19 protein-coding genes are annotated in these 24167 nt (G+C 68.5%); 8 read left to right on the plus strand and 11 right to left on the minus strand.

Features of this window, described 5'->3' with window-relative positions; all coding sequences use genetic code 11:
• Window positions 1–8: 8 nt before the first annotated feature.
• On the minus strand, window positions 9–455 hold the full coding sequence (locus tag QBL21_RS33535) for a very short patch repair endonuclease (protein ID WP_407565974.1): 447 nt from the start codon (window positions 453–455) through the stop codon (window positions 9–11).
• Window positions 456–512: 57 nt separating this feature from the next.
• Here QBL21_RS33535 and QBL21_RS33540 point away from each other — a divergent pair, with 57 nt between their 5' ends.
• On the plus strand, window positions 513–701 hold the full coding sequence (locus QBL21_RS33540) for a hypothetical protein (RefSeq protein ID WP_407565975.1): 189 nt from the start codon (window positions 513–515) through the stop codon (window positions 699–701).
• A gap of 18 nt (window positions 702–719) precedes the next feature.
• On the opposite strand, the gene QBL21_RS33545 is transcribed toward QBL21_RS33540, so the two are convergent.
• From QBL21_RS33545 to QBL21_RS33560, 4 genes are all read right to left on the minus strand, one after another.
• On the minus strand, window positions 720–2729 hold the full coding sequence (locus QBL21_RS33545; RefSeq protein ID WP_407565976.1) for an AIPR family protein: 2010 nt from the start codon (window positions 2727–2729) through the stop codon (window positions 720–722).
• Window positions 2722–3732, minus strand: coding sequence for a PD-(D/E)XK motif protein (locus QBL21_RS33550; protein ID WP_407565977.1), 1011 nt, complete (start codon window positions 3730–3732; stop codon window positions 2722–2724). Before QBL21_RS33550 ends, QBL21_RS33545 begins: the two co-directional genes overlap by 8 nt.
• Window positions 3729–6515, minus strand: coding sequence for a Z1 domain-containing protein (locus tag QBL21_RS33555; protein WP_407565978.1), 2787 nt, complete (start codon window positions 6513–6515; stop codon window positions 3729–3731). The genes QBL21_RS33550 and QBL21_RS33555 overlap by 4 nt, the downstream gene beginning before the upstream one ends.
• A 63-nt stretch (window positions 6516–6578) precedes the next feature.
• Window positions 6579–8054, minus strand: a complete 1476-nt coding sequence (locus QBL21_RS33560) for an ATP-binding protein (protein ID WP_407565979.1) — start codon at window positions 8052–8054, stop codon at window positions 6579–6581.
• Window positions 8055–8281: 227 nt separating this feature from the next.
• Here QBL21_RS33560 and QBL21_RS33565 point away from each other — a divergent pair, with 227 nt between their 5' ends.
• The 5 genes from QBL21_RS33565 (at window position 8282) to QBL21_RS33585 (ending at window position 16256) form a co-directional block, all read left to right on the plus strand.
• Window positions 8282–8992: a hypothetical protein gene (locus QBL21_RS33565; protein ID WP_407565980.1), complete on the plus strand. Its 711-nt coding sequence runs from the start codon at window positions 8282–8284 to the stop codon at window positions 8990–8992.
• Window positions 8993–9051: 59 nt separating this feature from the next.
• Window positions 9052–11316, plus strand: a complete 2265-nt coding sequence (locus tag QBL21_RS33570) for a restriction endonuclease (RefSeq protein WP_407565981.1) — start codon at window positions 9052–9054, stop codon at window positions 11314–11316.
• 490 nt (window positions 11317–11806) lie between these two features.
• Entirely contained in the window at window positions 11807–12793 is a 987-nt protein-coding gene (locus QBL21_RS33575; protein ID WP_407565982.1) for a phosphotransferase family protein, read from the plus strand.
• 95 nt (window positions 12794–12888) lie between these two features.
• The gene (locus QBL21_RS33580) at window positions 12889–14328 is read left to right on the plus strand and encodes a TIR domain-containing protein (RefSeq protein ID WP_407565983.1); all 1440 of its coding nucleotides are present in this window, start codon (window positions 12889–12891) and stop codon (window positions 14326–14328) included.
• Entirely contained in the window at window positions 14325–16256 is a 1932-nt protein-coding gene (locus tag QBL21_RS33585) for an SPFH domain-containing protein (protein ID WP_407565984.1), read from the plus strand. Before QBL21_RS33580 ends, QBL21_RS33585 begins: the two co-directional genes overlap by 4 nt.
• On the opposite strand, the gene QBL21_RS33590 is transcribed toward QBL21_RS33585, so the two are convergent.
• The 5 genes from QBL21_RS33590 to QBL21_RS33610 all read right to left on the minus strand — a co-directional run bounded on the left by QBL21_RS33590 (window position 16242) and on the right by QBL21_RS33610 (window position 19749).
• Window positions 16242–16808: a toll/interleukin-1 receptor domain-containing protein gene (locus QBL21_RS33590; RefSeq protein ID WP_407565985.1), complete on the minus strand. Its 567-nt coding sequence runs from the start codon at window positions 16806–16808 to the stop codon at window positions 16242–16244. The genes QBL21_RS33585 and QBL21_RS33590 overlap by 15 nt on opposite strands.
• Window positions 16809–16962: 154 nt before the next feature.
• A complete protein-coding gene (locus QBL21_RS33595; RefSeq protein WP_407565986.1) occupies window positions 16963–17709 on the minus strand; it encodes a L,D-transpeptidase family protein in 747 nt (248 codons plus the stop codon).
• The gene (locus QBL21_RS33600) at window positions 17706–18494 is read right to left on the minus strand and encodes a hypothetical protein (RefSeq protein ID WP_407565987.1); all 789 of its coding nucleotides are present in this window, start codon (window positions 18492–18494) and stop codon (window positions 17706–17708) included. The genes QBL21_RS33595 and QBL21_RS33600 overlap by 4 nt, the downstream gene beginning before the upstream one ends.
• 40 nt (window positions 18495–18534) lie before the next feature.
• Complete coding sequence (locus QBL21_RS33605; protein WP_407565988.1) at window positions 18535–19074, minus strand: SigE family RNA polymerase sigma factor; 540 nt, start codon at window positions 19072–19074, stop codon at window positions 18535–18537.
• A gap of 111 nt (window positions 19075–19185) precedes the next feature.
• Window positions 19186–19749 (minus strand): DinB family protein, encoded by a 564-nt coding sequence (locus QBL21_RS33610; RefSeq protein WP_407565989.1) that lies wholly within the window; start codon window positions 19747–19749, stop codon window positions 19186–19188.
• 83 nt (window positions 19750–19832) lie between these two features.
• Here QBL21_RS33610 and QBL21_RS33615 point away from each other — a divergent pair, with 83 nt between their 5' ends.
• Entirely contained in the window at window positions 19833–20516 is a 684-nt protein-coding gene (locus QBL21_RS33615) for a phosphotransferase family protein (RefSeq protein WP_407565990.1), read from the plus strand.
• Between the two features lie 52 nt (window positions 20517–20568).
• Here QBL21_RS33615 and QBL21_RS33620 read toward each other — a convergent pair whose 3' ends face one another.
• Complete coding sequence (locus QBL21_RS33620; protein WP_407565991.1) at window positions 20569–21213, minus strand: class I SAM-dependent methyltransferase; 645 nt, start codon at window positions 21211–21213, stop codon at window positions 20569–20571.
• A gap of 718 nt (window positions 21214–21931) precedes the next feature.
• On the opposite strand from QBL21_RS33620, the gene QBL21_RS33625 reads away from it, so the two are divergent.
• Window positions 21932–24139: a hypothetical protein gene (locus tag QBL21_RS33625; protein ID WP_407565992.1), complete on the plus strand. Its 2208-nt coding sequence runs from the start codon at window positions 21932–21934 to the stop codon at window positions 24137–24139.
• The last annotated feature ends 28 nt before the right edge of the window (window positions 24140–24167 follow it).

Genomic DNA, 24167 nt, shown 5'->3' on the forward strand with positions numbered 1-24167 from the left:
GATGGCGATCAGGAGGGCTGCCCGGTGCAGGCTTCGTACACCCTGAGCGCGGCCTGCTCGACATCGGTGCGGATCTCGCACTCCCAAACGCGGAGCACGGTCCAGTTCTCCGACTCGGCCGCCTCGGTGTTGCGGAGGTCCCGCGCTCTGTTCGTCTCGATCTTCGCCCTCCACAGCGGGGCGTTCGGGCCTCGGAAGTCCGCAGGCCCGTGTACTGGGCAGCCATGCCAGAAGCACCCGTCGACGAAGACGGCGACGCGGTACCTGGGCAGGACGAAGTCCGCTCTGCAGCGGGCGGCCACCCGGCGCTGAAGTCGGAACCTCAGCCCGAGCCGATGCACGGCGCGTCGCAGAGCGACCTCCGGAGCGGTGTCACGTACGCGCCGCCCGCGCAGGTGACCGCTCTTCTCGGTACTGACCCAACCGGTGCCCGCCGTGTCGTCTCCCATTGCCATGTTCGTTGTCCCGCCGTCGGCCAATCTGGGCGTAGGGAGGGGTGCCACTCTCTTCCCATGCTTAGGGAACCATCTGAACTCCAGATCGACAGCCAGGGCCGGATCGAACTCCCCATGAGCCTGCTCGCGGAGGCGGGCATCGCGCCGGAGGCCGCGCTCATCGCGTTCAGTGACGGAGACGGACGGATCGTGCTCCGCCGCGCCGAGGACGCGATGAGGGACCTGATCGAGCGGGGGCAGCTCTGACCGTCGGTGGGGTGTCGTCTACGCCCCGGGGGTGAACCCGAGGGACAGGGCCTCGTTGCGAGCGTGCAGGGCCTGCACCGCCTGCGGCTCGGGAACCTCTTGGTCGAGTTCGAGACGCCTTCCGACGTACTGGGCCAGCTGACGCTGTGCGGGTACGAGGTTGTGGGTCTCCTTGGCCCACCGCTCGAGCGCGTACCACTCGTCGGCGGGGACCATCGTCACCTCATCCCTGGCCCCCTCGTCTCCCTCGGTGCCGCCCGCCGGCGCCTCCTCGTCCAAGGGATGCTCGCGGAGCTCCGACTGCAGGTCGCGGGGGACGGTCCAGCGAACCCTGGAGACCGCGTCCCAACAGCTGGGCTTCTTGGCCCATTCGCCGACGTGGTTACCTTCGCGTGGATTGGTCACCACCGCCATGACCCGGGGGCACAGATCGTCGATCGCGTCTTCGAGAGCCGGCGAGATCCGCTGTTCACGCCAGATCCGGTCGAGGTCGATGCGCCGGTCCGTGGCGAGGGACAGGCGTGCCACCGTGTAGGTCGTGATCATGCTCTTGTAACTGCCTGCCTCGTGGGTCGCCGCGATGCGGTCGACCGCTCTGAACAGAACAGCCATCGCGATCACGCGTTGGCAGTACTGCACGTCGACGTGAGGGGGCGCCTCGTCGATGCGGACCATGAACGCCGCAAAATTCTTCTGCGCTCCACGACTGACCTGGAACGGAAGGTGGTTCCAGGAGTTGACGTACTTGGCGAGGTCCGCCTTCGTGAACTTCTGCCTCGTAGGGTTGAGCTTCTTGAAGGTGCGCTGCTTCGCAGGGGTCCGGGCCTTGGCCACCTCGTCGGTGTACTGGCCGCGTGCACGCTCGTAGAACCAGTGAGTCTCCTGACCGCTCCCGTCGGTCGCCGACGCCCAAAGGGATCGCGTGATCCGCTGGACGGCCACGTGGTACTCGTGGTTCGAACTGAAGTCGACCAGCGTCACCCGGTTCTGTGTGTTCGAGTACTCGGAGATCATCGGGACGATCTCCGCGAGCCGCTCGGGGGACACCTCCGTCAGTTTCATCTGTACCGACACATGCGAGAGATCCGCCTTGTCGCGGCTCTGCGCGTAGTGCAGTGACGCCATCGTCTGGCCACCGTTCACCACTTGGAGTCCGTGAACACGGGAAATGCCTGTCGGCTGTCCGTCCGGGCCGTGCACGAAGTCGACCTGCGAGGCGGTCGCCGTGATGCCGTTGTTGTACGCCAGGAACCTGCCGGGCGCACTCAGGAGCGTCTCCCTGATTCCCCGGTTCACCGAGCCACGGGCCTGCAGGAACGAGCGGACGTTGAGTTCGAGGAGTCGGGTGCCGTACTCCCCGTACAGCTCGGCCAGTCTCCGCCCCGGGATGACTGCCATGGCCACCGAGTGGTCCGACTCGCTGCTGGGCGCGGAGACGCACGGCAGCGGAGGTTCGAAGGAGACCACGATGGGCTCGCTGATGCTGCCGGACGTCGCATGGCGGTGCAGCCGCGCCAGGTCCCACACCTCGTGGGTCACGGGGAGACCGTCGAAGTCGGTGGGCGGAACCACGGTGCTGGTGCCGACACGGTTGCTGAGGAGGAAGAGCCGGATCCTCTGTACCTCGGTGAGGGCCTTCTCGACCGCCGCGCACATGTCGTAGACGTCGAAGGACTCGTCGATGTGCTGACGCAGCCCGTCCCGGCACCGTTTTACGAACGTCAGCAGCCGCTTGAAGGCCGTCTCGGTCTGGCTCTTCGTGAGCTTGGACTCCGAGGGGACCAGGGTGAAGTCCGTGACGAACAGGTCGAGGCACTCCCCGGACTCCCCAATGCCATACCCGTGGACCAGATGCCCTTGTGCCTTGTGGTAAGCGGTGAAGGTGTTGGAAGCGATGCCCGCCTGCTCCAGGTCTTCGAAGACCCGGCGGGTGAACGCCTCCGAGGGATTGGTTCCCTCTGCGTCGGCGGTCGCCTGGACGTCTGCCACGAGATCGCGGGAGTATTCGGACAAGTCGAGCTCAGACATGCAAGCCCCCGATCAGTTCGGTCACCTCGTCGGTCGTGGCGCGGTACTGATCCAGCCCCGAGGTACTCACGTGGTAAGTGCAGTCGCCGACACCTGCCGCGAGATCCGCTTCGACGATTCTCGGAAAATCCCCCCGCACGTGCCAGAAGTGCAGGTCGCGAAGGGTGTAGCGGGGCTCGTCGTACATGTCTCGCTGTCCGGGAAGGTATCCGGCTTGGACGAGACGCCCATCGAACTGAGCCCGGTCAGCGGAGCTGGTGAGCCGCTCGCGTATGCGTTCGACCAGCCGGTTCAGACTCTCGCCCGATCCACCACGCCGTTCGTCGAGCATCGCCAGTGCCAGCAGCAGCGCGGGCGTGCCGGTGCCGTCCAGCTGCCGCTCGCTGGCGATACGGATGCTCCGTGGACGCTTGGCGGTGCTGGCCTTCGCCTCGATCGCCACCTCGGGTAGCTGGAAGTCCTGGTTGGCTCCGCTCGGACCAGTCCACGCCTCCACTGCATCAGCCGGGTCGACGGCGGGGAGGACGTGCTCTCGGAGGACGAGGAGCTCGCCAACGAGGCCGCGGCGCGCCTCGGGCGCCAGGCCGTCCCTACTGACGGAGCGCAGAAGGTCCTGCCACCGCTCGAACCTGTCCACGGCGGCGGTCAGGGCGGCAGCGGCCTCGGGGGCGTCCCTGACGGTGTCGGCAACGTCGGTGACGAGCGGGTTGAAAACCTCACGCAGTTCGTTCGCGGTCAGGACCACCTGGAGTTCGTACTCGAGCCGCGACACCGCGCTCAGGTTCATCTCCAGTCCGGCCGCACGCGGCAGCCGCCCCACCGAGCGCACGATGTGGTCCGCGGAGCGGGCGTCGGTCCTGAGGGCCAACATGCGTTGGTGACCCGGGTGGGTGACGGACAGGAAGACGTCCAGAGGAGCGTTCGGATGCAGCCGAAGCCGGGACCTACCGGGCGTGCTCTGGGGGGTCTCCAGGTCACGCCACTCGGCCTCGGTGACGGTCACTCCCCGCCCTCCTCGTCGTGGAAGGCGTCGAGGCCCTCCTGCTGCCAGATGGTGTTGACGACGTACTCCGTGTCGGACTGGTGCTCGGAGCGGGGGAAGCTCACCTTGAAGCCCACCAGAGGCGGTTCTGCCTCACCGTCCGGAGAGGCCGCCGGCCGCTCGATCAGGTAGATCAGCAGCAGGGCCTGGTCGGGCCTCCTCTGCCAGCGCAGGTGCTCGCCCGAGGGGGTCTGGGGAACCTTCTCCTTCTTCTTCATCGCCGCGGCCATCTGCGTGGCGTCGAGAGCGGCCTTCACCTGGGCCGGTTCGAGGTCGAGGTACTCGTCAGGCGGACTGAGTACCCGGCGGATCGTGTAGCGCCCCTCCGTCCTGAAACCGGGGTTGATCGCCGCGCGGGTCACCGGCCCGATGGTGTGTCCGGCGACGTTCTGCGGATCCTGTGCCGCGGCCTTGCCGACCAGGTGCACCGTCCACTCAGGCAGTTCGCCCACCGCCACGCACTGGTCGATGTACTTCGCGATGAACCTGGGACGGACGCGCTGCGCCATGCGGTCGGTCTCGTAGCTGGAGAGGAAGTCGGCGATCACCTCGGAAGGCACCGACTTCCACGCGACATTGCCGCCCGGAACCTTCGACTCGGCCGCCGCGACGCCGTCGAGCCGCTGGACGAAGTCCTCAAGTGCCTTGAGGTTTTGGTCAACGGTCTTCTGAGCAAGGTTGAAGATCACGGTCTCCGGGCCCTCGCCGGAGTAACTGAGCATGACCTTCGTACCCTGGCGCATCTTGTTGATGGCTGTGATCGCGACGCCGAGCGAGGAGGCACGTACCTTCAGCCCGAAGTTCCTCGGTGTGAGGTTGAGCGCGGCCATTTCCTCCACCTCACGGCGCAGTTCGTCGGTCGCGGCGGTCACCTCGACGTACTTGGCCTGGAGGTCGGACGTCGTGTAGAGACGGCACAGGTCCTCGTACCCTGGGCGGAAGCCGAACCACCGGCCCATCTGCAGCAGGGTGTCGTAGGTGTTGGACGTACGCAGGTAGTAGCTGACGGTCAGCCCTTCCAGGGTGAGTCCTCGGGAGAGTTTCTGACCTCCGATGGCGATGACGGATAGACCGGTCCTACGGTGCTCGTAGTAGTCGAGCGCGTCACGTGAGGCGCCGTTCACCGTCTTGACCACGATCTTGCGCAGGGCCGGCATGACCTGTGGGGCCACCTCCTCCCAGGTCAAGGGCTCGGCCTCGTCCGCGGGGAAGTGGTCCGTGGTGGGGACGAAGTCGCGCTCCCACAGGGCTTGGAGCTCTGCCATCCGCTCCGGAGCCTGCCCGTACCGGTCACGGAGCGAGTCCACGAGAAGGCCCAGATGGTCGGCCACTTGGTCACGAACGATCCCCTGGACCGCGGTGAAGCGGGTGACGTGCACCAGCATGGAGTTGTGCACCTTCGTCTGCCCCCGCGCCCTGCGAGCGGCACACGAGAGCACGAACGAGGCGATCGCCTCACGCATGGACTGGGGTAGGTCGTCGGACGGGACGAAGGCGGACTTGTGCTTGCTCGGGACCCAGCTCTCGGCGTCGTCCACGGGACGCACGAGCGGCAACGGGGGCACGTCGTCCTCGTCGTCGTTGTCGACCTGGAGTCCGAAGACTCGCTCCGGACCGAGGTAGTTGGATGGTGAGGGCAGGGTCCGGATGAAGCTGTCGGGGAAGAGGTCGGCGCCGAGGTCGGCGTGGTCCACATCGGGATCGATGTAGATGTTGGCGTACGGCGTCGCGGTGTACCCGACGTAGGCCGACTTCTCGAAACTCTGCATGAGGTCTCGGATCGCGGCGTTGGTCTTCGTCGGATCCGCGTCAGGGTCCCGCCTGGTGTTGATGGAGGCGTTGTCGGCCTCGTCGTCGATGACGAACAGCGGGATGTCGCGCACGACCTTGCGGCCGGTCTCGTCCTCGGTGCCTTGTACCTCCGTCACCCAGGTACGCAGGTACTCGAGGATCTTCCAGTGCTTCTTCACGACCAAGACGACCGGGAACCGACCGAGGGGGAAGTTGACCGCGTTGGCCGCCTGACGACCGAAGTCGCCCTTCTCGGAGCTGTTGGTGGGCGACGCGATGTCGAGCCTCTTGGCGCCGGGCATCCGCCCAGCACCCATGAGACGGGACTTCCCGTTCTGGTTGGACCGCTGCTGGTGCTGTGTGTCGAAACCCAGAAGGCCCTCGTCGACACGCAGTTGCGTCTGGCTGCGGAGGTCGTTGTGGATTCCGGCCAGGATCACCACGAACTGGTATCCCGCGTCCACGGCCTTCGCGGCGAGCCCGATGTACTGCCCTGTCTTGCCCGACTGAACCTGCCCGATCACGAGGCCGGTCCGGCGCCAGGAGCCGATGCGACGCGGGTCCTCCAACTGGCTCAGGACCTCGTCCGTGCTCTGGTCCAGCCGACGCACGACGACCGGGGGCAGGCTGCGGACGTCCTCGAGGTAGCGCCGGTAGCGCTCCCAGAAGTCCCACTCGCGGTCGTTCTTCGCCTCCGGCAGCCACGGCTCGTGTCCCCTGTCGCTCTCCAGACCGGAGGAGCCCTCCTGGAACACGGCGGTTATGGCCTCGATCTCCTTGGCCAGCAGGTCTCGGTCGAGAACCTCCCCTTGGCCGGCCAACATCCCGAAGATGACGGTGACCGCGTTCTGTACCTCTTCCGGAGTCGGCTGGCGGTCCTGGGACAGCAAGGCGAGAACCAAGCGCCTGGCTTTGGCAAGGGACTCGAGGGAGTCCTCAGGGGTGGAACTCACAGCTGACCTCCAGCTGAACGGGGACGGTCTCGGGCAGGGTAGGGGCGACCACTGACAACGGGCTCACCCGCTCCAGAAGCCCTGCATCTGGTCGAAGGGGGGCATGGTCCGGAGTCGCTCCCGGGCAGCAGCGGGCGAACGACCGTCGGAGACCATCGCCTCGTAGATCCGTTGTGCAACCTCGGTCGCTCCGGCGTCGGCGGGTCCCGGACCGCCGAAGGGCTCGGGGTCGTCACTGGTGTCCGTCTCATGCATCACGCGGAGGGCCGTAACCGGCACGGTCTCCTCCAACAGGCGGATCAGAGCTCGCACGTCGTCTGCGCTGGCGCCTCCGGGGCGTAGCGCCGCCCTCACCAAGGGGTGACCACGGTTGATCCTGCAGGTGACCTGGTCACTCGCACGGCGGACGTTCCACGCGTAGAGGAGTGGATCACCGTGCGTTCGCGCCGCGATCTGCCCGCGGTGGCGCAGCACGTCGGAGGCTCTCCTCCGAGCCTGCAGGGCGATGCGGCGAAGGTGAGGACGCAGGCCGACGGGTGGCACAACACTGGACTTACGGACGTCGACGCCCCACTCGACGTCCGTCTCGGCGGGGATGTCCACGGCGATCCGTGCCAGGTTGTACTTCTCCTCGCGACGTACACCGCGCTGGCCAAGCCAGTCGCCGGCCAGGATCAGACGGTCCCGCCGGTACACGTAGAACCCCTGCTGATCGAGCCAACCGCGTGGGCCGCCGGCCTCCTCGTACTCGGTAGGCGTGAGCCGCTGCGCGCTGGGGAGGACGAACGCCTCCACTCGTACGGAGCCGGTGCCGAGCGGAAGTTGCTCCACAGGTAGGGGCTGAACGGAAGGGTGACCGGAGAGGAAGGGGTCCCAGGGCTCGACCGGGCTACCGGAGACACGCATGGTGCGGCGTCGACTGCCCGTCAGGAACCGGGCGAAGACCATGCCCAAGTGCGACTCCGCGCGGGCGGCCTCTGCGTAGAACTGCTTCTGGGTCCGCTCGTCGTCCTCGGTCACGCCGTCGACGTGGTATCCGTTTAGCCGCCGCCACAAAACGACCGTGCCGTGGTCAGCGCTACCGCGGATCCTGTCGAGCAGGTCCGCCGTCGCCTCGTCCGCGCCGTGCAACAGCCTCCACTCACCGAACTTCTCAACGACGTCGAGATCCCACGTACGTACGTGCCACTCTCCGGAGACAGCGGTCGCGACGGTGAGCTGACGGGCCTGGGAGAACGACGCGGACTTGAGTCCGACGCCGAAGCGCCCCAGGTCCGTGACGGTACGCGGTGTGGCGGGACCGCGCGCAGCCACGGTCATGGCGGTCACGAGCTCGTCCGCGCTCATCCCTTCGCCGTTGTCGACAACAGCGATCCACGAGTCCTGTCCAGCCCATGTGAACTCGATGTCGATGTTGGCTGCCTTCGCGGAGATGCTGTTGTCCACGAGATCCGCGATGGCGGCGGGCAGTGAATAGCCGAGAGAGCTGAGCGAGGCGACCATGCCTGCAGGTTCAGGGGCTGCGATGTCGTATTTCATGCCCAGTTCCAGTCCTGCTCCCCGTTGCAACCCCTTGCCGACGCGTGGTGTCTGAGCGATCCATGGAGCTGAGAACTGAGACGTTCTTCTGGAAGTCTCGTAAGTAGCTCTGCTCTCATCCCCCGGGCCAACTCCCCACCTACGCAAGATGGTAGTTGAGCCTGGCCAGCAAGGTCGGTGCGTCGGCTGGTCTACATCGCTTTCCCGCACCGGCGTAGTCTGCGGGGGTGCTCCACGAAGTCACCGAGGATGGCGGGTTGGGCTTCTGCCATCACGTCCTTCCCGGTCTGCTGCCGCCCGGCTACCACGGTCCGTTGGTCGTCGCCCTCGACTCGAACGTCCTGATCGACCTCCAGCAGCATGGGGCTGCGCTCATGAACGATGAGCCGCTGCCCGATCGCGTTGCGGCGGACGTCGCCTACGCCGACGAGCTGTCCGGCCTCGCGGACTCTCTCAACCTGTGGCTGTTGCGCGACATTCGATTCGTGGTGACCCCCCGCTCGAAGACCGACGCCAAGAAGGTCACCGAGCGCTTCCTGGAACGCAGGCTCCCGTCAATCAACGCGGTAGCGGACAGCTTGGCATTCCAGGTAGGAAACTGGTCCGTGCCTGCGCCGTCGCACGGACCGTCGCCCACTCCCGTCGGTGAGGTGACCGGCCTTCCTGATGGCGCCGACTGCGACTTGGTACTTGAGGCTCAGGCCGTTGGCGCTCACGTTTTCCTCACCCGTGACCGGCTCGTCTTGGAACGTGCGGAGCTCGCCGGACCCCCGATGGCCCTGCTCCCGCCCCAGGGCTTGGCGGCCGATCTCCTTGCCGCTGGCGTCCAACCGCTCCTCGGGGGCACGTGCGACGGTGACGGGTGCCCGTACCGTGACTGGGGGCTCCCCGCCCCAGATATGGGCAAGTGGGGCGGACTCCTCTCCGTGCTGGAGTAGAGCTTGCCGGGGACCAGGAGAATCAAGGCCAGCGGCAGCATTCACGGGGCGAACACAGCATGGACTCTTTCGAGTTGGGGCGGTTGACAGACCATGACTTCGAGGTGGTCTGCCGTGATCTGTTCAGTGATGTCCTTGGCATCCCGCTGGAGATCTTCCCGCGCGGCCGGGACTGTGGCGTCGACCTGCGGCACACCGACCCCGCCGGGACGACCGTCGTGCAGTGCAAGCACTGGCCGAGCGCGACCCAGAAGACTCTGATCAGACGCCTGATCATGGATGAACTACCCAAGGTCCGCGCGCTGGCACCCGACCGTTACATCGTCGCCACGACGGTCGGTCTGACCGTCGACGGCAAGGAAGAGCTCCGCAGCGCCTTCTCCCCGTACGTTCGCGGCACCGGCGACCTGTACGGCGTGGACGAGATCGTCGCCGAGCTGCTGCGCCGCCCGGACCTGGTCCGACGACACTTCCGGCTCTGGCTGAGCAGTACCGCCGTCCTTCAGACCGTGCTGAACCAGGACCAGTACCTGCGCTCGTCGTGGCTTCGGAAACGGCTACCGGGCGTCGCCGACACCTTCGTCCCGCACGAGGGCTTCGAACGAGCCCAGCAGCTTTTGGACGCCCAGCAGGTCTGTGTCATCGCTGGCATCCCCGGGGTGGGCAAGACGACGGTGGCGCTGATGCTCACGGCCTGGCTGATTGGCAATGGTTACGAGGTCCACGAGATCACCCAAGACGTCGACGAGATCGGCACCCTGTGGCGCGAGGGCACTCGGCAGGTGTTCCTCTACGACGACTTCCTTGGGCGTACGACCCTGGACACGTCGTTGAACAAGAACGAGGACAACCGCCTGCTGTCGGTGATCCGGGAGATCCAGGAGACACCTGGCAAGGCACTGGTGATGACGACCCGCGACTACCTGCTGGAGCACGCCCGTCTCCGGTACGACCGGCTGGTGGCGCCGGACGTGTCGGACGCGGTCAGCGTGATCCGGCTGACCGACCTGCATCGGCGGGTGCGGGGCCAGATCCTCTACAACCACGTCCACCACTCCTCCCTGCCACCGGACGTCAAGCGCCGGTTCGCCGATCCGAAGGTGTGGCGTCCGATGGTTCGGCACAAGCACTTCAATCCGCGTCTGATCCAGGGGACCCTCAGGCTGTCCGCGCGCCGGGGCCAGGACGTCGCCGCGGCGATGCGGAAGAACCTGGACGACCCCCGCCGCGTATGGGAACGCATCGTTGAGAACGAGCTGACGGACGAGGCCGTCCACATGCTGGAGGTGCTGTTCACCTTCAAATCCGCCGGTCTGGACGACCTGGAGGAGTCCTGGCGCTCGTACCGCAAGAAGATGGAGCGGGCGGCGGACGGCAGAACGTTCCGCAGGGCACTGCAGCTGCTGGACGGCACGATGATCTCGGTCGAACAGGGGCGGGTGGCATTCCACAACCCATCGATCGAGGACTATGTCCGCTTCCACCTCGACGCCGACCGGGCCCACTTCTCGGAACTCCTCAAGGCACTCGTCCACGAGGAACAGGTGCAACGACTCGTCGCTGCAGCTCGTATGGCTGACGGGGCGGGCATTCTGACCCGACTGCGGGAGCACGAGTCGACCGTGAGCACCATCGTCCAAGCGATGGGCGGTGACATGGAGACCAGGTTGTGGCACGAGGACGAAAGCCGGTCGACGCATCTGGAGTGGGTACTGGAGACGGCCGAGTTGCTGGACTCTGCCACGCTGGCCGCGTACGTGATGCAGGAGACGGTCTCCCCGTTCACCCCCTATGGACCCTTCTCCCACCTGGAGGGCCTGATCAACTCTCTCGATGCCAGCCCGTTAGGGCCGCGGGAGCACGCCCAGCGGTTCCGGGAAAAGGTGACTGCCGCCATCCACGCCGAAATGCTGGAGTACGTCGAGGCCGGCGACTGGTACTGGTCCATCGCGCTGTACCACCAGCTGCGCCGGACACCGTCCAGAGCCTCCCGCGAACAGGCGACCGAGGGTCTGGTCCAGAACGGCCTGGAAGAGCTGCGCCGGCTCGCCGCGCAGCCCGAGCGCGAACCACGTATTGCCTACCTGGAACTGTTGGAGGAACTGGTGGACTTCCTCCTGGAGCAGGGGGCCGAGGAGGAGCTGCCCGAGGAGTTCGCCGTCGTGTACGGCAGAGCCGAGCGTGTGTTCGCGCTCCGGGAAGCAGAGGGGAACGAGTGGCTCCAGAAGCACCTAGTCCAACGGGATCCGTCCGAGCGTTCCGACGTCGCTCGCGATCACACGCTGGTCACCGACCTGATGCGCAAGCTCGACGACACACGCTGACCGCTTCCCGCTGGGAGCCATCTGGGAGCCAACCCGCTCCCCAAGCCCCTTCCAGACCACCCGACACCACCGCACACCAACGCCCTGACCAGGCAAAACGCCAAACCGCCCGGTGTCGATCTTGGCGGAACCTCATTCGGGACGAAGAGGTCGTGGGTTCAAATCCCGCCACCCCGACAGCAAAGCACCAGATCAGGGCCGGTCTCCCGCACGGGAGAGCGGCCCTGATTCTTTCCCTGGGGCACCCTGGGTGTGAGCTGGGTGTGATCTTGGTCCGTAGGCGACGAACCGGGGTGGGCCGGGTTGCCGGTGCGACGCATGTGGTGGTGTCAGGCGCGGTGACCGGGGGCGTCGGGTCGGCGATGATGCCCTTTGCGATGTTCAGCGCGACCGTAAGAGCCCGCCATCGCGTGTGCGTGGCGAGGCTTCCCGCCGGGTGGGCGGGGGGCGATTCGTGACGCCTGCGGGGGCTTCGGTGGAGGGGTTGGGTGTGGAGAGCGTTACCAAGAACAGGCAGTCCCCTGCCGCGCTGCGGGCCATGGTCGAGCGTGCCTACGGGGGCGGCCGGGTGCCGGTCGGGGAGGGGTGGGCTACCGAGTTGGGGCACGGGTGGTTCAACGTTGCTTATCGCGTTCTGCTGCGGGACGGGGCCGAGGTGGTGGTGAAGATCGCGCCGCCGTCGGAGGTGGAGGTGATGACGTACGAGCGTGGTGCCATGGCGGTCGAGTTGCGCATGCTGGATCTGCTTCGTACGCACACCTCCGTGCCCGTGCCCGTCGTGCACTTCGCCGACCGGAGCCGCGAGTTGTGCGACGCCGACTACTTCTTCATGCCGTACATCGACGGCGACAACCTCGGCGTCGTCGCGAAGCAGCTTCCCGCCGCCGCGTGCGACTCACTGATGGAGCAGGTCGGGGCGTTCAACCGGGAGATCAATTCGCTGCGCGGGGGCGCCTTCGGGCCGCTCGACGGGCCCGGGGATCCGAGTTGGCGGCGGGTGTTCACCGGCATGGTCGAGGACGTGCTCGCCGACGGTGAACGGCGGGGCGTCGACCTCGGGTGGGATTACGACACCGTGCGTACGGTCGTCGACGTACATGCCGGCAGCCTTGACGAGGTGACCGAGCCGCGGCTTGTCGAGTGGGATCTGTGGGCCGGCAACGTCCTGGTCCGCGACGGCAAGATCGTCGGTGTCATCGACCACGAGCGGGCGTTCTACGGCGACCCGTTGATCGAGTCCGGCTTCGCGGGCACCCAGATGGAGTCCTTCGGCTTTCCGGTGCCCTTCATGCGCGGCTACGGCCATCCGGAACTGACCGGGACCGAGCGCGTGCGGCGGCGCCTGTACTGCCTCCATCTGATGCTCATCATGGTCATCGAGACCGTTTACCGCGGGCACACCGACAGTAGGCAGTTCGACTGGGCGCGTATCCGGCTCGACGAGTCGATGGCCCTCCTCGGCCGCACCCGCCGCTGACGGTTCGGCCGCCGTCGCAACCAGGGCTTGCGCACCGCTCTGCCCGTATGCTGGACATGCGGAGCGATGGCGCGTCTCGGCGAAGGGGAACCGGCGTGGCGGACGTCTTCATCTCCTACGCGGCAGAGGACCGTGCCTGGGCGGGGGAACTGGCGGCGGGGCTCCGGCGCAACGGGGTGCAGGTCTTTTTCGACGAGTGCAGTCTGCTGCCCGGTGATGTCGTCGTCCATCAGTTGGAAGCCGCCATCCGCCGCTCCACTCACGGAATTCAGGTACTCAGCCCGGTGGCCGTGCACAAGCCCTGGGTGCTTCAGGAGTACGCGGCGCTGCTGTCCGCCTCCGCGCGGCGCGGGCTGCGGCTCATCCCCGTACTCCACAGTGATGTCGATATCGGTGCGCTGCCCTTCGCGGCCACCCGCTTATGGGTCGATTTCCGGGAAGTCACCGGGCAGGCATTCCACGACAAGGTGAGCGAGCTGGCGCGCGTGATCCTCGGCGACGGGCCCGGCGCCAACGGCGATTCGGAGGCCATGGATCTCCGCGACCAAGGCGCCGCCCGTTCCGTCGACGTCCCGGCCGAGCCCTCTTTCGTCGTCTGCTACGCGCGCCGGGAAAGGGACTACGCGCGCCGGCTGCTTCCCGCGCTTTCCCGGGCCGGTCTTCCCGTCTGGTCCATCAGCCACCTGACCTGGGGCGACGACGTCCTGTGGACGATTCGCGCGCAGATCCGGCACGCGCTGGGGATCATCGTTCTGATGTCCCCGGAGGCCGAGAACTCCGACGACATCACCCGGGAGATCCTGGAGGGGCAGCGGCACAGCCGTCCCTTCTTTCCCATTCTGGTACGCGGCGACCGGCATTTTCTGCTGGCGAGCACCTGGCATTTCGACGCCCGTACGGGCTCGCTCCCCGGGTACGCCGAACTCGACCTCCTACGCCGCCTCCAGGACGCGGGCCGCACCGTCGCGCCCGCCGCCGCCCCCGCCCCCGCCCCCGCGCCGAGTGGGCCGGCCGCGGCGCGTACGGGGCCCGCCGTGGCGGCTCCGGTGGCGAGCCTCGTTCCCGACGCGCCCGCGGGGGCGCGGCTCGGGGCACTGCTCGCGGAGCAGGAGTGGGAGCACGCCGACGTGCTGACCACCGCGCTGCTGCTCCAGGCCGTCGACCGGCTGGAGAGCGGATGGCTGCGCCGGAGCGACGGGCGGCGGCTGCCGGCCGGGCTGTTGCGCGAAGTGGACGCCGCCTGGGCGGAGTTCTCGGGCGGAAGGTACGGGTTTCGGACACAGCGGGAAAGGGCACGTCCCGCGAGTGCGCGGCACCGCGATTTCCTGGCACTCTCGTTAGCGTACGGCTGGCGTGGTTCGGTGGAGGACGGGGTCTCGGAATACCGCGAGTTCACCGGCCCGGCCCGGCCTCCGGGGTTCTTTCCCACGCTTCGTAACCCGCAGAACGAGCGCTATCCGGACTGGTACGACCAGTGGACCGAAACCGTGCTTGCCGTACACCTGCGTATGCGAGCGGAGGGCGGAGTCGAATGATCACCGTGTTACTCGTGGCGCTTCTCGTCGTCGGCGTCGTGTTCGTCGCCCTGGTCGCCCTGGCCCGGCCCGAGCGACAGCCCGCCTCCGGCACCAAACCCCGGTCGAGCACCCCGCCGCCGCCCCAGCGCACGGGCGGCGCACGGCTCAACTTCGGTCTGCGCGTGGTGCCCGCGGACAAGGTGGGCATCGTCACCCGCCGGTTCGGGCGCGGCGACCCGGAGGGGCGTTTCAAGCGCGTCACGCCGCACAGCCAGGGACGCGGCGTGCAGGCCCGCGTGCTGCTCCCCGGCCGGGTCTACTGGCTTCCGCCCCTGCTCTACCGGGTCAAGCTGGCACCGCGGACGGACGTGCCGGCGGACATGGTCGGGCTCGTGACCGCGCGGGAGGGCGCGAGGCGGCCCGCGCAGCGGACGCTGGGCCGGCAGGTGGAATGCGACAGCTTCCAGGACGGTGAGGCTTTCCTCCGCGAGGGCGGCGAGCAGGGCAGGCAGATCGCCATCCTGCCCGGCGACTCCTCGTACTACATCAACAGGGCGCTTTTCGACGTCGAATTGGCGCCCCGTACGTACGTACAGCCGGGGACGGTGGCTCTCGTCATCGCGAAGGACGGGAAAGTGCGGCCCCCGGACCGGCCGTTCGGCCGCCATGTGGAGTGCGACAACTTCCAGGACGGCGAGGCTTTCCTCCGCGAGGGCGGCGAGCAGGGCAGGCAACTGGCCATCCTCACGGGTGGGTCGTACTACAACATCAACCCGGACCTCTTCGAGGTGATCACCACCACCAACGTGGGAAAGTCCCGCCAGGACGGTCTCACCGAGGACCACCTCAAGGAAATCGCCATCCAGATCGGCGAGTCCGGGGTGGTCGTCACGCTGGACGGCGCCGAGGCCAGGAAGGACGAGCGGCCGATCGGGCCGATCATCGCGGGCCACAGCAACTTCCGGCTGCCCTGGGAGTTTCTCGCCAGGGGCGGGCAGCGCGGTGTGCAGGAGGAGACGCTGGGCGAGGGGTCCGTATACGCCCTGAATCCGTGGTTCGTGCGCGTCGTCCTCATTCCGACGCGTACGCTCGTCATCGAGTGGACGAAGAAGGAACGCTCGCCGAGCAACTACGACGCGGCGCTCCGGCCCATCCTGGTGAACGTCCAGGGCCACCGGCTCCAGGTGGACATCTCGCAGACGCTGGAGATCCCGGAGGCCGCCGCTCCCACGCTGGTCAGCCGGTTCGGCGGCGCCCACACCTCCCGGCTGGGCGGGCTGGTGAACGATCCCCTTCCGGTGCAGCGGTTCGTCGAACGGGTGCTGGGCGGAATGGTCGAGACGTACTTCAACGCCATTGCCTCGGCCTCCACGGTGGAGGAATTCCTCAGCATGTACGCGAGTACGCGCACGGATCTCTCCTCCCAGGTTCGCAACGCGCTGGCCGCGTGGGGAATCGAGGCGAGGGGGACGACGCTGGGTGAGTTCGAGTCCTCCGACCCCGAACTCGACCGGGCCCGGCGGCGGCTCGCCGACAAGCAGATGGAGACCCGCGAACTGGAGGCGGAAGAGGAGAACTCGGTCATCCGGGAACGGATCCGCGACCGCGAACGGCGCGGCGAGCGGGCCGACATGATGCTCCAGACGGTGGTGCTGGAGCGGAGGATCGAAATGCTCGGTGGCGACACCATCGCCATGGAGATGTTCCTGCGCCAACTGAAGGACATGGGCGTACCGGAGGTCGTCAGCGGGAACGCCGACGAACTGCTGCGCTACCTGCCGATCCAGCGCGCCTTCGAGATGATCGAGAGCGCCCAGCGGCACGCCAGAACGGCGGCGCTGACGAAGAGCGCCGGGGCCGCGGGGGAAATCGAGGGCGCGGGGGATATCGACGGCACGGTGGACTCCGTGGGCGTCCAGGAGGACGACGGGTCAGCGGTTTCGTAACGCCGTGACTATCTGCTCCAGCCGGTGCGCGTAGATGTCGTCGTCCACGTCGCGGAAATCCGCGCTGAATCGCGTACGGGCGAATTCGGGCAGGACGGCGTCGCCGACCAGGACCGGGATGAACAACCGGCCGGACTCGATCGAGCGCTCCATCAGGGCCGCGTACTCCTGGAGCACCCACCCGTCGACCGTCGACTCCGGGCTGAAGACCAGCAGTCCGTGGGCGGAGTCGCGGATGGCCTGTTCGACGGCGTGCACGCGGAGCCCGCCGGGGGTGCGGACCACCTCGTCGTCGGCCACGCGCAGGCCGTGCTCGCGCAGTCGCCGGACGAAGGCACGGGCCCAGGGGGCGTCGGCGGGGCTGTGGGACACGTAGACGTCGTACGGGGCCGGGCGGGCGCCGGCCGCAGGGGCCGGGGGCGGTTCACCTGCGGTGGTGGCGGGGGGTGGCGGGCGCCGGCGGGTGGGCCGGCCGCGTACGGAGACGTAGGCGAAGTACGTGCCGACGACGCCGGCGACGGTGCCCACCGCGGTGAGAAGGAACTCCGCCATGCCCATCCCGGCAGGCTAGCCATCGCGCGCCCGTGCCGCACCGGGCCGAACGGGCGTGGGCTGGGGCCACACCGCCGACGGCCGCCGCGACCTCGTCGTCGAACCGGGGCCCTGGAAGCAGCCCGTGCCGGCCGTACAGCCGGCGGCGCCGGTGTCAGCGAGCGAGCCACGCCTCCGGGCCCATCACCACCACCGGGTGCTTGCGCGGGTCCAGGGTGCGCAGGAGCGTGCGCATGTGGGGTTTGGCGATCGATACGCAGCCGCTCGTCGGGCCGTCGTGGTCGACGTGGACCCAGATGCCGCCGCCGCGGTCGTCGCCCAGGGGGCGGGTCCAGTCGAGCGGGGTGGTGCCGGGCTTGCGGTTGTAGTTGATCGCCACGACGTAGTCGAAGGAGCCGGCCAGGGGTTCGCCCTCGTAGCCGCGGCCGGTGGCGGTGAAGGCGGGGCCGTGGTCGTACGGGAGCTTCGTGCCCGGGTCGGGGTCGAGGCCGCCGGCGTCGGTGAGGCCGTAGACGCCGGCCGGGGTGCGGAGGTCGCCGACGGTGTGGTGCCGGGTCCAGCCGCGGAGGGCATTGTGGGCGGGCCAGGCGGGGCCCGCGCGCCAGCCGTGGGGGCCGCGTTCGTAGAGCACGGCGGTGGAGTCGGACGAGCGCCGGGAGACGCCCGTGACGACGAGCGCCTGGCGGGCGCGTACCGGCACGCGCGCGCGGGTGCGCGGGCCCAGCCCCGGTATGTCCCGCGGCAGTCGCGCGGGCGCCGCCGCGACGCGCGAGCGGGCCGGTGCGGGGTCCCGTGGCGGGGCGTTCTCTTCGCGGGGCGGGGCGGCGGCGTCCGTGCAGCCCGTCGCCGCGAGCAGGGGGAGCCCGGCCGCGTAGAGCAGCCGGCGGCGGGGAAGCGTCACCGGACGCTCCTCTTCTGGTGGCGGGGCTGCGCGACGGGGTCGAAGCGCATCGAGCCGAGTACGGTGCGGACCTCGGCGACGTCCCCGTTCGCCGGCGCGGCCAGGCACACAGTGGCCAGCACGTGCACCCCCTCCGCCGCGCCCGCCGGGCTGCGTACGGCCCACAGTTCCTCGGTGCCGCCCGCGACGACGCACGCCTTGCCCACCTCGCGCGCCCGCAGGCCCGGGTCGGGCTTCTCCGGCCCGTAGAGCAGCCGCAGCGTGATCAGCGTGCCGCGCCTGGGCAGTTGCCGCAGCGGCGTGGTGCAGGTGCCGTCGGCGCCGGTGGGGCAGGGCTCGGGGGAGGGCCTGAGGGACAGGCTCGCCACGTATCCGACGTACGTGCCCTCCGGCGAGTCCGTACGGACCGTGCGGCTGCTCCAGCCCGCGGGCACCTGGAGCGTGAGGTCGGACAGCTCGGCCAACCGGGTCTCCGCGTCCCGCGGTTGCGGTGTCGCGGCGCCGGCGGCGGGGGGCACGTAGCGCGGTGGCGGGTCGTCGGCGGGGAGCACCTGCGGCAGCAGTACGGCCACGGCCGCGGCCGTCGCGGTCACCCCCCACACCGCCCGCCGCCGGCGGCGCCGCAGCACCCGTCCCCGTATCCGCTCCATCCGCTCCGCGGGCGCGGCCGGCCGCGGGACGGCCTGCTCCAGCAGCGCGCGCAGCGCACGCTCTTCCTCCGCCGGGTCCGCCGGGTCCGCCGGGTCCGCCGGGTCCGCCGGGTCCGCCGGGGCCGCCGGGGCCATCGGCTTCCCCGGTTCGGCAGGCCCGCCCGGTCCCGCCCCCTCAGCCGTGTTCCCGGCCACCGGACTCACCGCCCTCCACCAGCTCGGCGGCGGGCAGCAGCCCGCGCAGCGTGCGCAGCGCCTTGGCGGACTGGCTCTTGACCGTGCCCGTGGCACAGCCGAGGGTCGCCGCGGTGTCCTGGACGCTCAGGTCCTCGAAGTACCGCAGGACGACCACCGCGCGCTGCCGCGGCGGGAGACGCCGTATCGCGGCGGCAAGCGACTGCTCCAGGTCCACCCGCGCGAAGGCGTCGGCGGAGGCGGCCGTGTCGGGCAGCTCGCCGTGCGGCACCTCGCCCCACCAGTGGCGGCGCCACCAGGAGATGTGGGTGTGCACCATGGCCGTACGGACATACGCCTCTGGGCTGCCGTCCGCTATCTGCTCCCACTTCGGCCACACCTTGGCCAGCACGGTCTGGAGCAGGTCCTCGGCGAGCTGGGCGTCCCCGGTGAGCAGCCAGGCCACGCGGAGCAGCCGCGGCCCCCGGGCCGCCACGAACTCCTCGAACCCAGGCGGCCGTGCCGCGCCCCGCCTCAGCATCCTGCGCCTGCCATCCGGTCCTCACTTCACGTCGCACACTGGTCGAACGCGATGAGGACAGCGCCGGGTTGCCTCGCCGGCCGGCTACACGCCGTCAGTCACTGCCGGCCGTTACTGACCCACCCTGCCGTCGACACACTCGCGCAGTAGGTCCGCGTGGCCGCAGTGCCGCGCGTACTCCTCCACCCGGTGTACCCACAGCTCGCGCAGCGATGTGCCGTCCTTGGGCAGCCGGAAGCCGAGGTCGGTGTACTCGGCGAGCACCGCGTCGCACGCCGCCTGCTCGCGGGCGAGGTCGGCGAAGGCGGCATCGACGAGCGCCTGGTCGGCGGCGGCTCCCGCGAAGTCCGCGTCGCGCTCGCCGTAGATCTTGGGGGCGGGGTCCTCCGGCACGACCCAGTTGCGCCAGTCCCGCTCGACCTCGGCGAGGTGGCGTATGAGCCCGAGCAGCGACATGGTCGAGGGCGGTACGGAACGGCGCGCCAACTGCTCCGCGTCCAGCCCGTCGCACTTCATCTTCAGCGTCAGCCGGTAGTTGACCAGGAAGTCCTGGAGCGTCGCCAGCTCGCCGTCGGGGCTGGAGTCATTGTTGCGGGGGTCCTTGTCGGGGTCCGCCCACATGTCGGGGTAGACACTTGCGTCGGTCCACCGCTGGGGTGCGTCGTCGTCACTCACCGTACACACGATGCTGATCGGCGACCGGACGTGCAAGCGAATATCGCCGTGCGGGCGCCGGGCCGGGTGGGGATGATCAATGCATGCGCCCCATGAAGCACGGCTATACGAACCGCACGCTCGGTGACGGCGCTCTCGTGCGCAAGACCTACGACGGACCGGACGCCGCCCTCCGGCTCCGCCGTGAGCACACGGTGCTCACCGGGCTACGCGACCGGCTGCCCGTACCGCCGGTACGGGCGGTGTCCGCCGATGACCTGACGCTCGGCCACGTGGCCGGCGTACCGGGTCAGGAGCTGCTGGACGGCGGGCACGCGGCGGCGGTGCTGACGGCGTGCGGGGAGGTGCTGCGCCGGATCCACGGGGCGGGCCGGGACGTGCTGCCGGAGGAGGACGGGCCCGGGGACCCGCCGGCGGGCGCCGTCCTCGTACACGGCGACTTCGGCCCCAACAACCTGCTGCTCGACCCGGGCACCTTCGCGGTGACGGCGGTGGTGGACTGGGAGTTCGCGCACCGCGGGGCGGCGGTCGAGGATCTGGCCTGGTGCGAGTGGATCGTACGGACCCACCACCCCGGGCACCGCGGTGCGCTCGACGGCTTCTTCCGCGCGTACGGCGGGGAGGTGCCGCCGTGGCCGGTGCGCCGGGCGGCGATGCTGGCGAAGTGCGCGGAGATGCGGCGGTTCTGCGAGCGGTGGGAGGCGGGCGGGCCGGGGGTACGGCAGTGGGCGGACCGTGCGGCGGTCACGGCGGGTTGGGCGGAGTAGGGCGGGCGCGCCGGGGCGGGGGCGCCGGGTCAGGGCGTCAGTCAGGTGCGCGTCAGGCCGGGGCGTCGTAGACGAGGCTGTAGCGCCAGAACAGCCGCCGGCGTATCCGCGCGCCCGGCAGTTCCGCCGCCGCGGCGGCCCGGATCTCGGCCAGGGTCTCTGCGGGGTCGGCGGTGGGCGCGGTCATGTGGACGGGCACGGTCCTCGCACGGGCCGGGTGCTTCGCCAGCCCCACGAGCGGGTTCGCGACCACGGCCGGCAGGGAGGCGACGATGTCGGCGGTCCCGGCCTGCCGGTAGCACCCGACGACGACGAGCCGCCCGCCCGGCGTGAGGCACCCGCGCAGCTCGCGCAGCGTGGGCACCAGCGGCATGTGGTGCAGTACGGCGACCATGGTGACGGCGTCCCACCGCCGCCCCGCCTCGCGACCGGCGAAGTCGGTGCGTACGACGGTGACCGCGGGATCACCCTCGAACCGCCCGGCCGCGACGGCGGCGAGCGCGGCATCGGGTTCGAGCCCGGTCACGGCAACGCGCCGCCGCAGCAGCGCCACCAGGTTCCCCGCCCCGCACCCCACGTCCAGCACGTCCCGCGCCCCGGCCTCGGCCACCCGCCGGGCGATCCACGGCCCGTAGTGGTCGTTGTGGCTCCAGGGATGCCGCTGGTTGAAACGGTGAAGCGCGTCCACTACTGCCATACGCCACACGCTAACCGGGCAGGGAACTCATCCGGAAAGATCCATCACCTTGATCCCCCCGAAGAAGGCGCCTGCTGGACCTGACCGAACCGTAGCCGCGACGTCGCTGGCCAGAATTCGCCCTCGTCGTGACCGGTCTAACCAGCAACTCTCGCACCCCTTCCAGGTCGCGGATCCGTGAACAGCAGAATGGCATCCCTCACCGCGCTTCTGAGCAGCCGAGACACGCCGCCCGGGGCATGACGAGCACGGCGGAGCGAAGCGCCCAATCGACACAAGGGATGCGCTCAGGCAGGTGTGGCGGGGGGCAGTGGGTCATGTCAAGTGGCGGATGCGAACCGTTCTCGTCATTCCGGACCGGCTCGCCGATGCCGAGAGGCGGATCGAAAGCGGTTGCACCGCCCAAGACCTTTCAGCGGACGGCGCGCGCGTCGCTCCACACAACGATCCAGTTGACGAAAACATGGCGGCAGGATCGAGAGAAGGCATACCCTGCGTGGCAACACCGTGGTGGGCGGGCACAGGCTGCCCGCGGAAGAGGGGTGTTATGGCCGATGAACCACACGGAGCACGCACAGCCGGAGATGTACATGGACACCTCAACGAGGGGTTGACCGGAGCATCTCGCCCTTTCATGCATTCCAGCGGGGGAAACACACACCGGCGCCAGTCAGCGGAGGTTGATCCCTACGACGGGCTTCCGCTGCTCACTCCGGCCATGGCCATGGACTACGGAGTAGTGCCAGTAGAAGAGCGGCAGCGACTGCTTCGGTACCTGGAAGCCGTGGTCGCTGCCCGCAAGATGCCCGTACACGTGTCGGTTGCATTCAACGCTGCCTACTTCGGCTATCACTTTGCCGATGAAGGGTATGGGCGTAGCCCTCTCCGTCTCGACGACTTTCCGTCGGTGACGTTCGGCGAGTGCACCCCACCGCTGCCCGTGGGAGCCATGATCAGCGTGACCACGGGGTCGCAGCCGCTGTACGCGGAGATCTGCTACAAGGAGGGTGCCCACCCCGCGGTGGACAGCCTGGGCAACACACCCGCCTGGCTGTCCGGTTCACCAGTGGGCGCCGAAGGCCCTGGCGATCCGGGAGACCGCGATGCAGCCAAGCGCCGTGAGCTCCTCGTTCCTGACCTTCATGCCTTCGGCCCGGGGCTGTCGCTGTCCCCCGCGCAGCTCCACCGACTTCGCAGTCGTCAGCGCTGGATCAACGCAGATGGCCACATCGTCGTCGAGGCCGTCTACGACTCCAAGGATGCCGGCACCCAAGACGATCTGACGACCTACGCGCGCTATCTGCTGAGCACCGGACGTCCGCAACTTCTGAGCCCGTTCGTCTCTGTGTCCCTCACTGAATTGGTCGGGGGCACAGGTGACGAGATCCTCTTACCCGGGCTCTTGCGACTCCTCGACACGGTACGCCGCATTCTCACCTCAAGTGACCAACTCCGGATGTGGGGCCCCTATGCCATGACGCGAGAATCGTTGGCGGCTGGTTGGCGAGACACGGGACCACTTGGCGGCGACGACTTGAGAAGTCTGGTGTCGTCGGTGGAGCACGGAGCCCTGCCTGCGGCGCCGCAGTCAAGACGGCGTCATTCAACGAAGGCTCCGACGGCTGTCTACACGGCTGTAGGTCCTCGCCTCCGCTCTTTCCCTGGGGCCACAGAAGCCCTTGAAGGTATCGGCTATGCATCAGCCGTATGCAGGGCGAACACCACACTTGCCGACTTCATTCGGCGGGACAGCAACAACGGGCTCCTCCCGAACGGAGTGCGGGTTCATTTGGACGATTTCTTCGAAGGGGGCGGAGTCTGGAGTTCTCAATACCCGGGCGACTTGAACTTTCCACAGGACGCTCTCACCCCGGAAGGTCGTGGATGGACCTCTTCTGTAGCAGATGCCGCGGCCCCGACTCCTGAGCCCCAAGCAACACCCATCGATAACCCGCTTGAGGATGACGCGGACCTGGATCCCGTCGAACTGTTGCGGGTCACGGAAGACACCGTTGTTTACCGACGGCCATTGCGGCTGGCGCATCTTGCCGCAGGCATGGCGCCTCTACACCCGATTGTCGCCGAGGAGTTGCGCTCGGCCGACGGCCGAAGCCAAGCAGTATGGTTCGAAATTGAACACCGGGGGCAACTCCCTGGCGAAGCCGGTGACCCTCAGAAGACCTATGCCGAAGTCACCGACCAGACCCGATGTCTGGTCGGCGTGACCTGGCCTCTCGACTTCTTTCCGGGGTTGCAGATCGTGTTCCGCTGGTCCCGGGGTGGCCGCACGCTCCATGCCGCGACGGAACCGCTCGATGATCCCGTCCGGTTCGGGGACCGCCTGCTCGGTCACTGCTACGACGCTCGTGTTCTCACCCGCGAGGACGTTCCGGGAAGTGATCGCGACGGTGACACAGCCGTAGGCCTGGCACCACGGGAACTCGTGATGCGCACAGTACGGCGCTGCGGGCTACTGACCTCGGACGGTCACGCACTCCTCGACCGTGGCTTCCTGCCCCGCGCCGTTTACGGAGGGGTCGAGCCGGCTCGCACTCAGTCAGCGGCCCTCGAATCGGCCGTAGCCGAACTGCTGGCCCAGAAGGTACTCACACCCGCCGTCGGAAGCCGTGATCCGGCGGGGCAACCTCACTACCCCGCACGTTCCACAGAACGCATCATCCCACTCATCGGGTACCGCCCTCCGGTGGTTCGTGTCCGCCGGCCGTGGGGAGCTGACGACTCCCAAGAGGAGATGCGCGGCGTGCAGTACGTGCCTGGGCACTTGCGACGGTTACTGCCCGGCGCTTCGGCCAGCGATACCCAGAAGGAGGCATTCCAGGAGCATTGCAGACTTCTCGGCAAAGCAGACGGCTGGGAATTGCCGGACGGCTACACGTTCGTCACCCAGCACACCCGTGGTCAATGAGGAATGCTGCCCCTTGCCTATCACCCTC

Origin of the sequence: Streptomyces sp. 184, assembly GCF_045781775.1 — a bacterium.
In the GTDB taxonomy this organism is placed as follows: Bacteria; Actinomycetota; Actinomycetes; order Streptomycetales; family Streptomycetaceae; genus Streptomyces.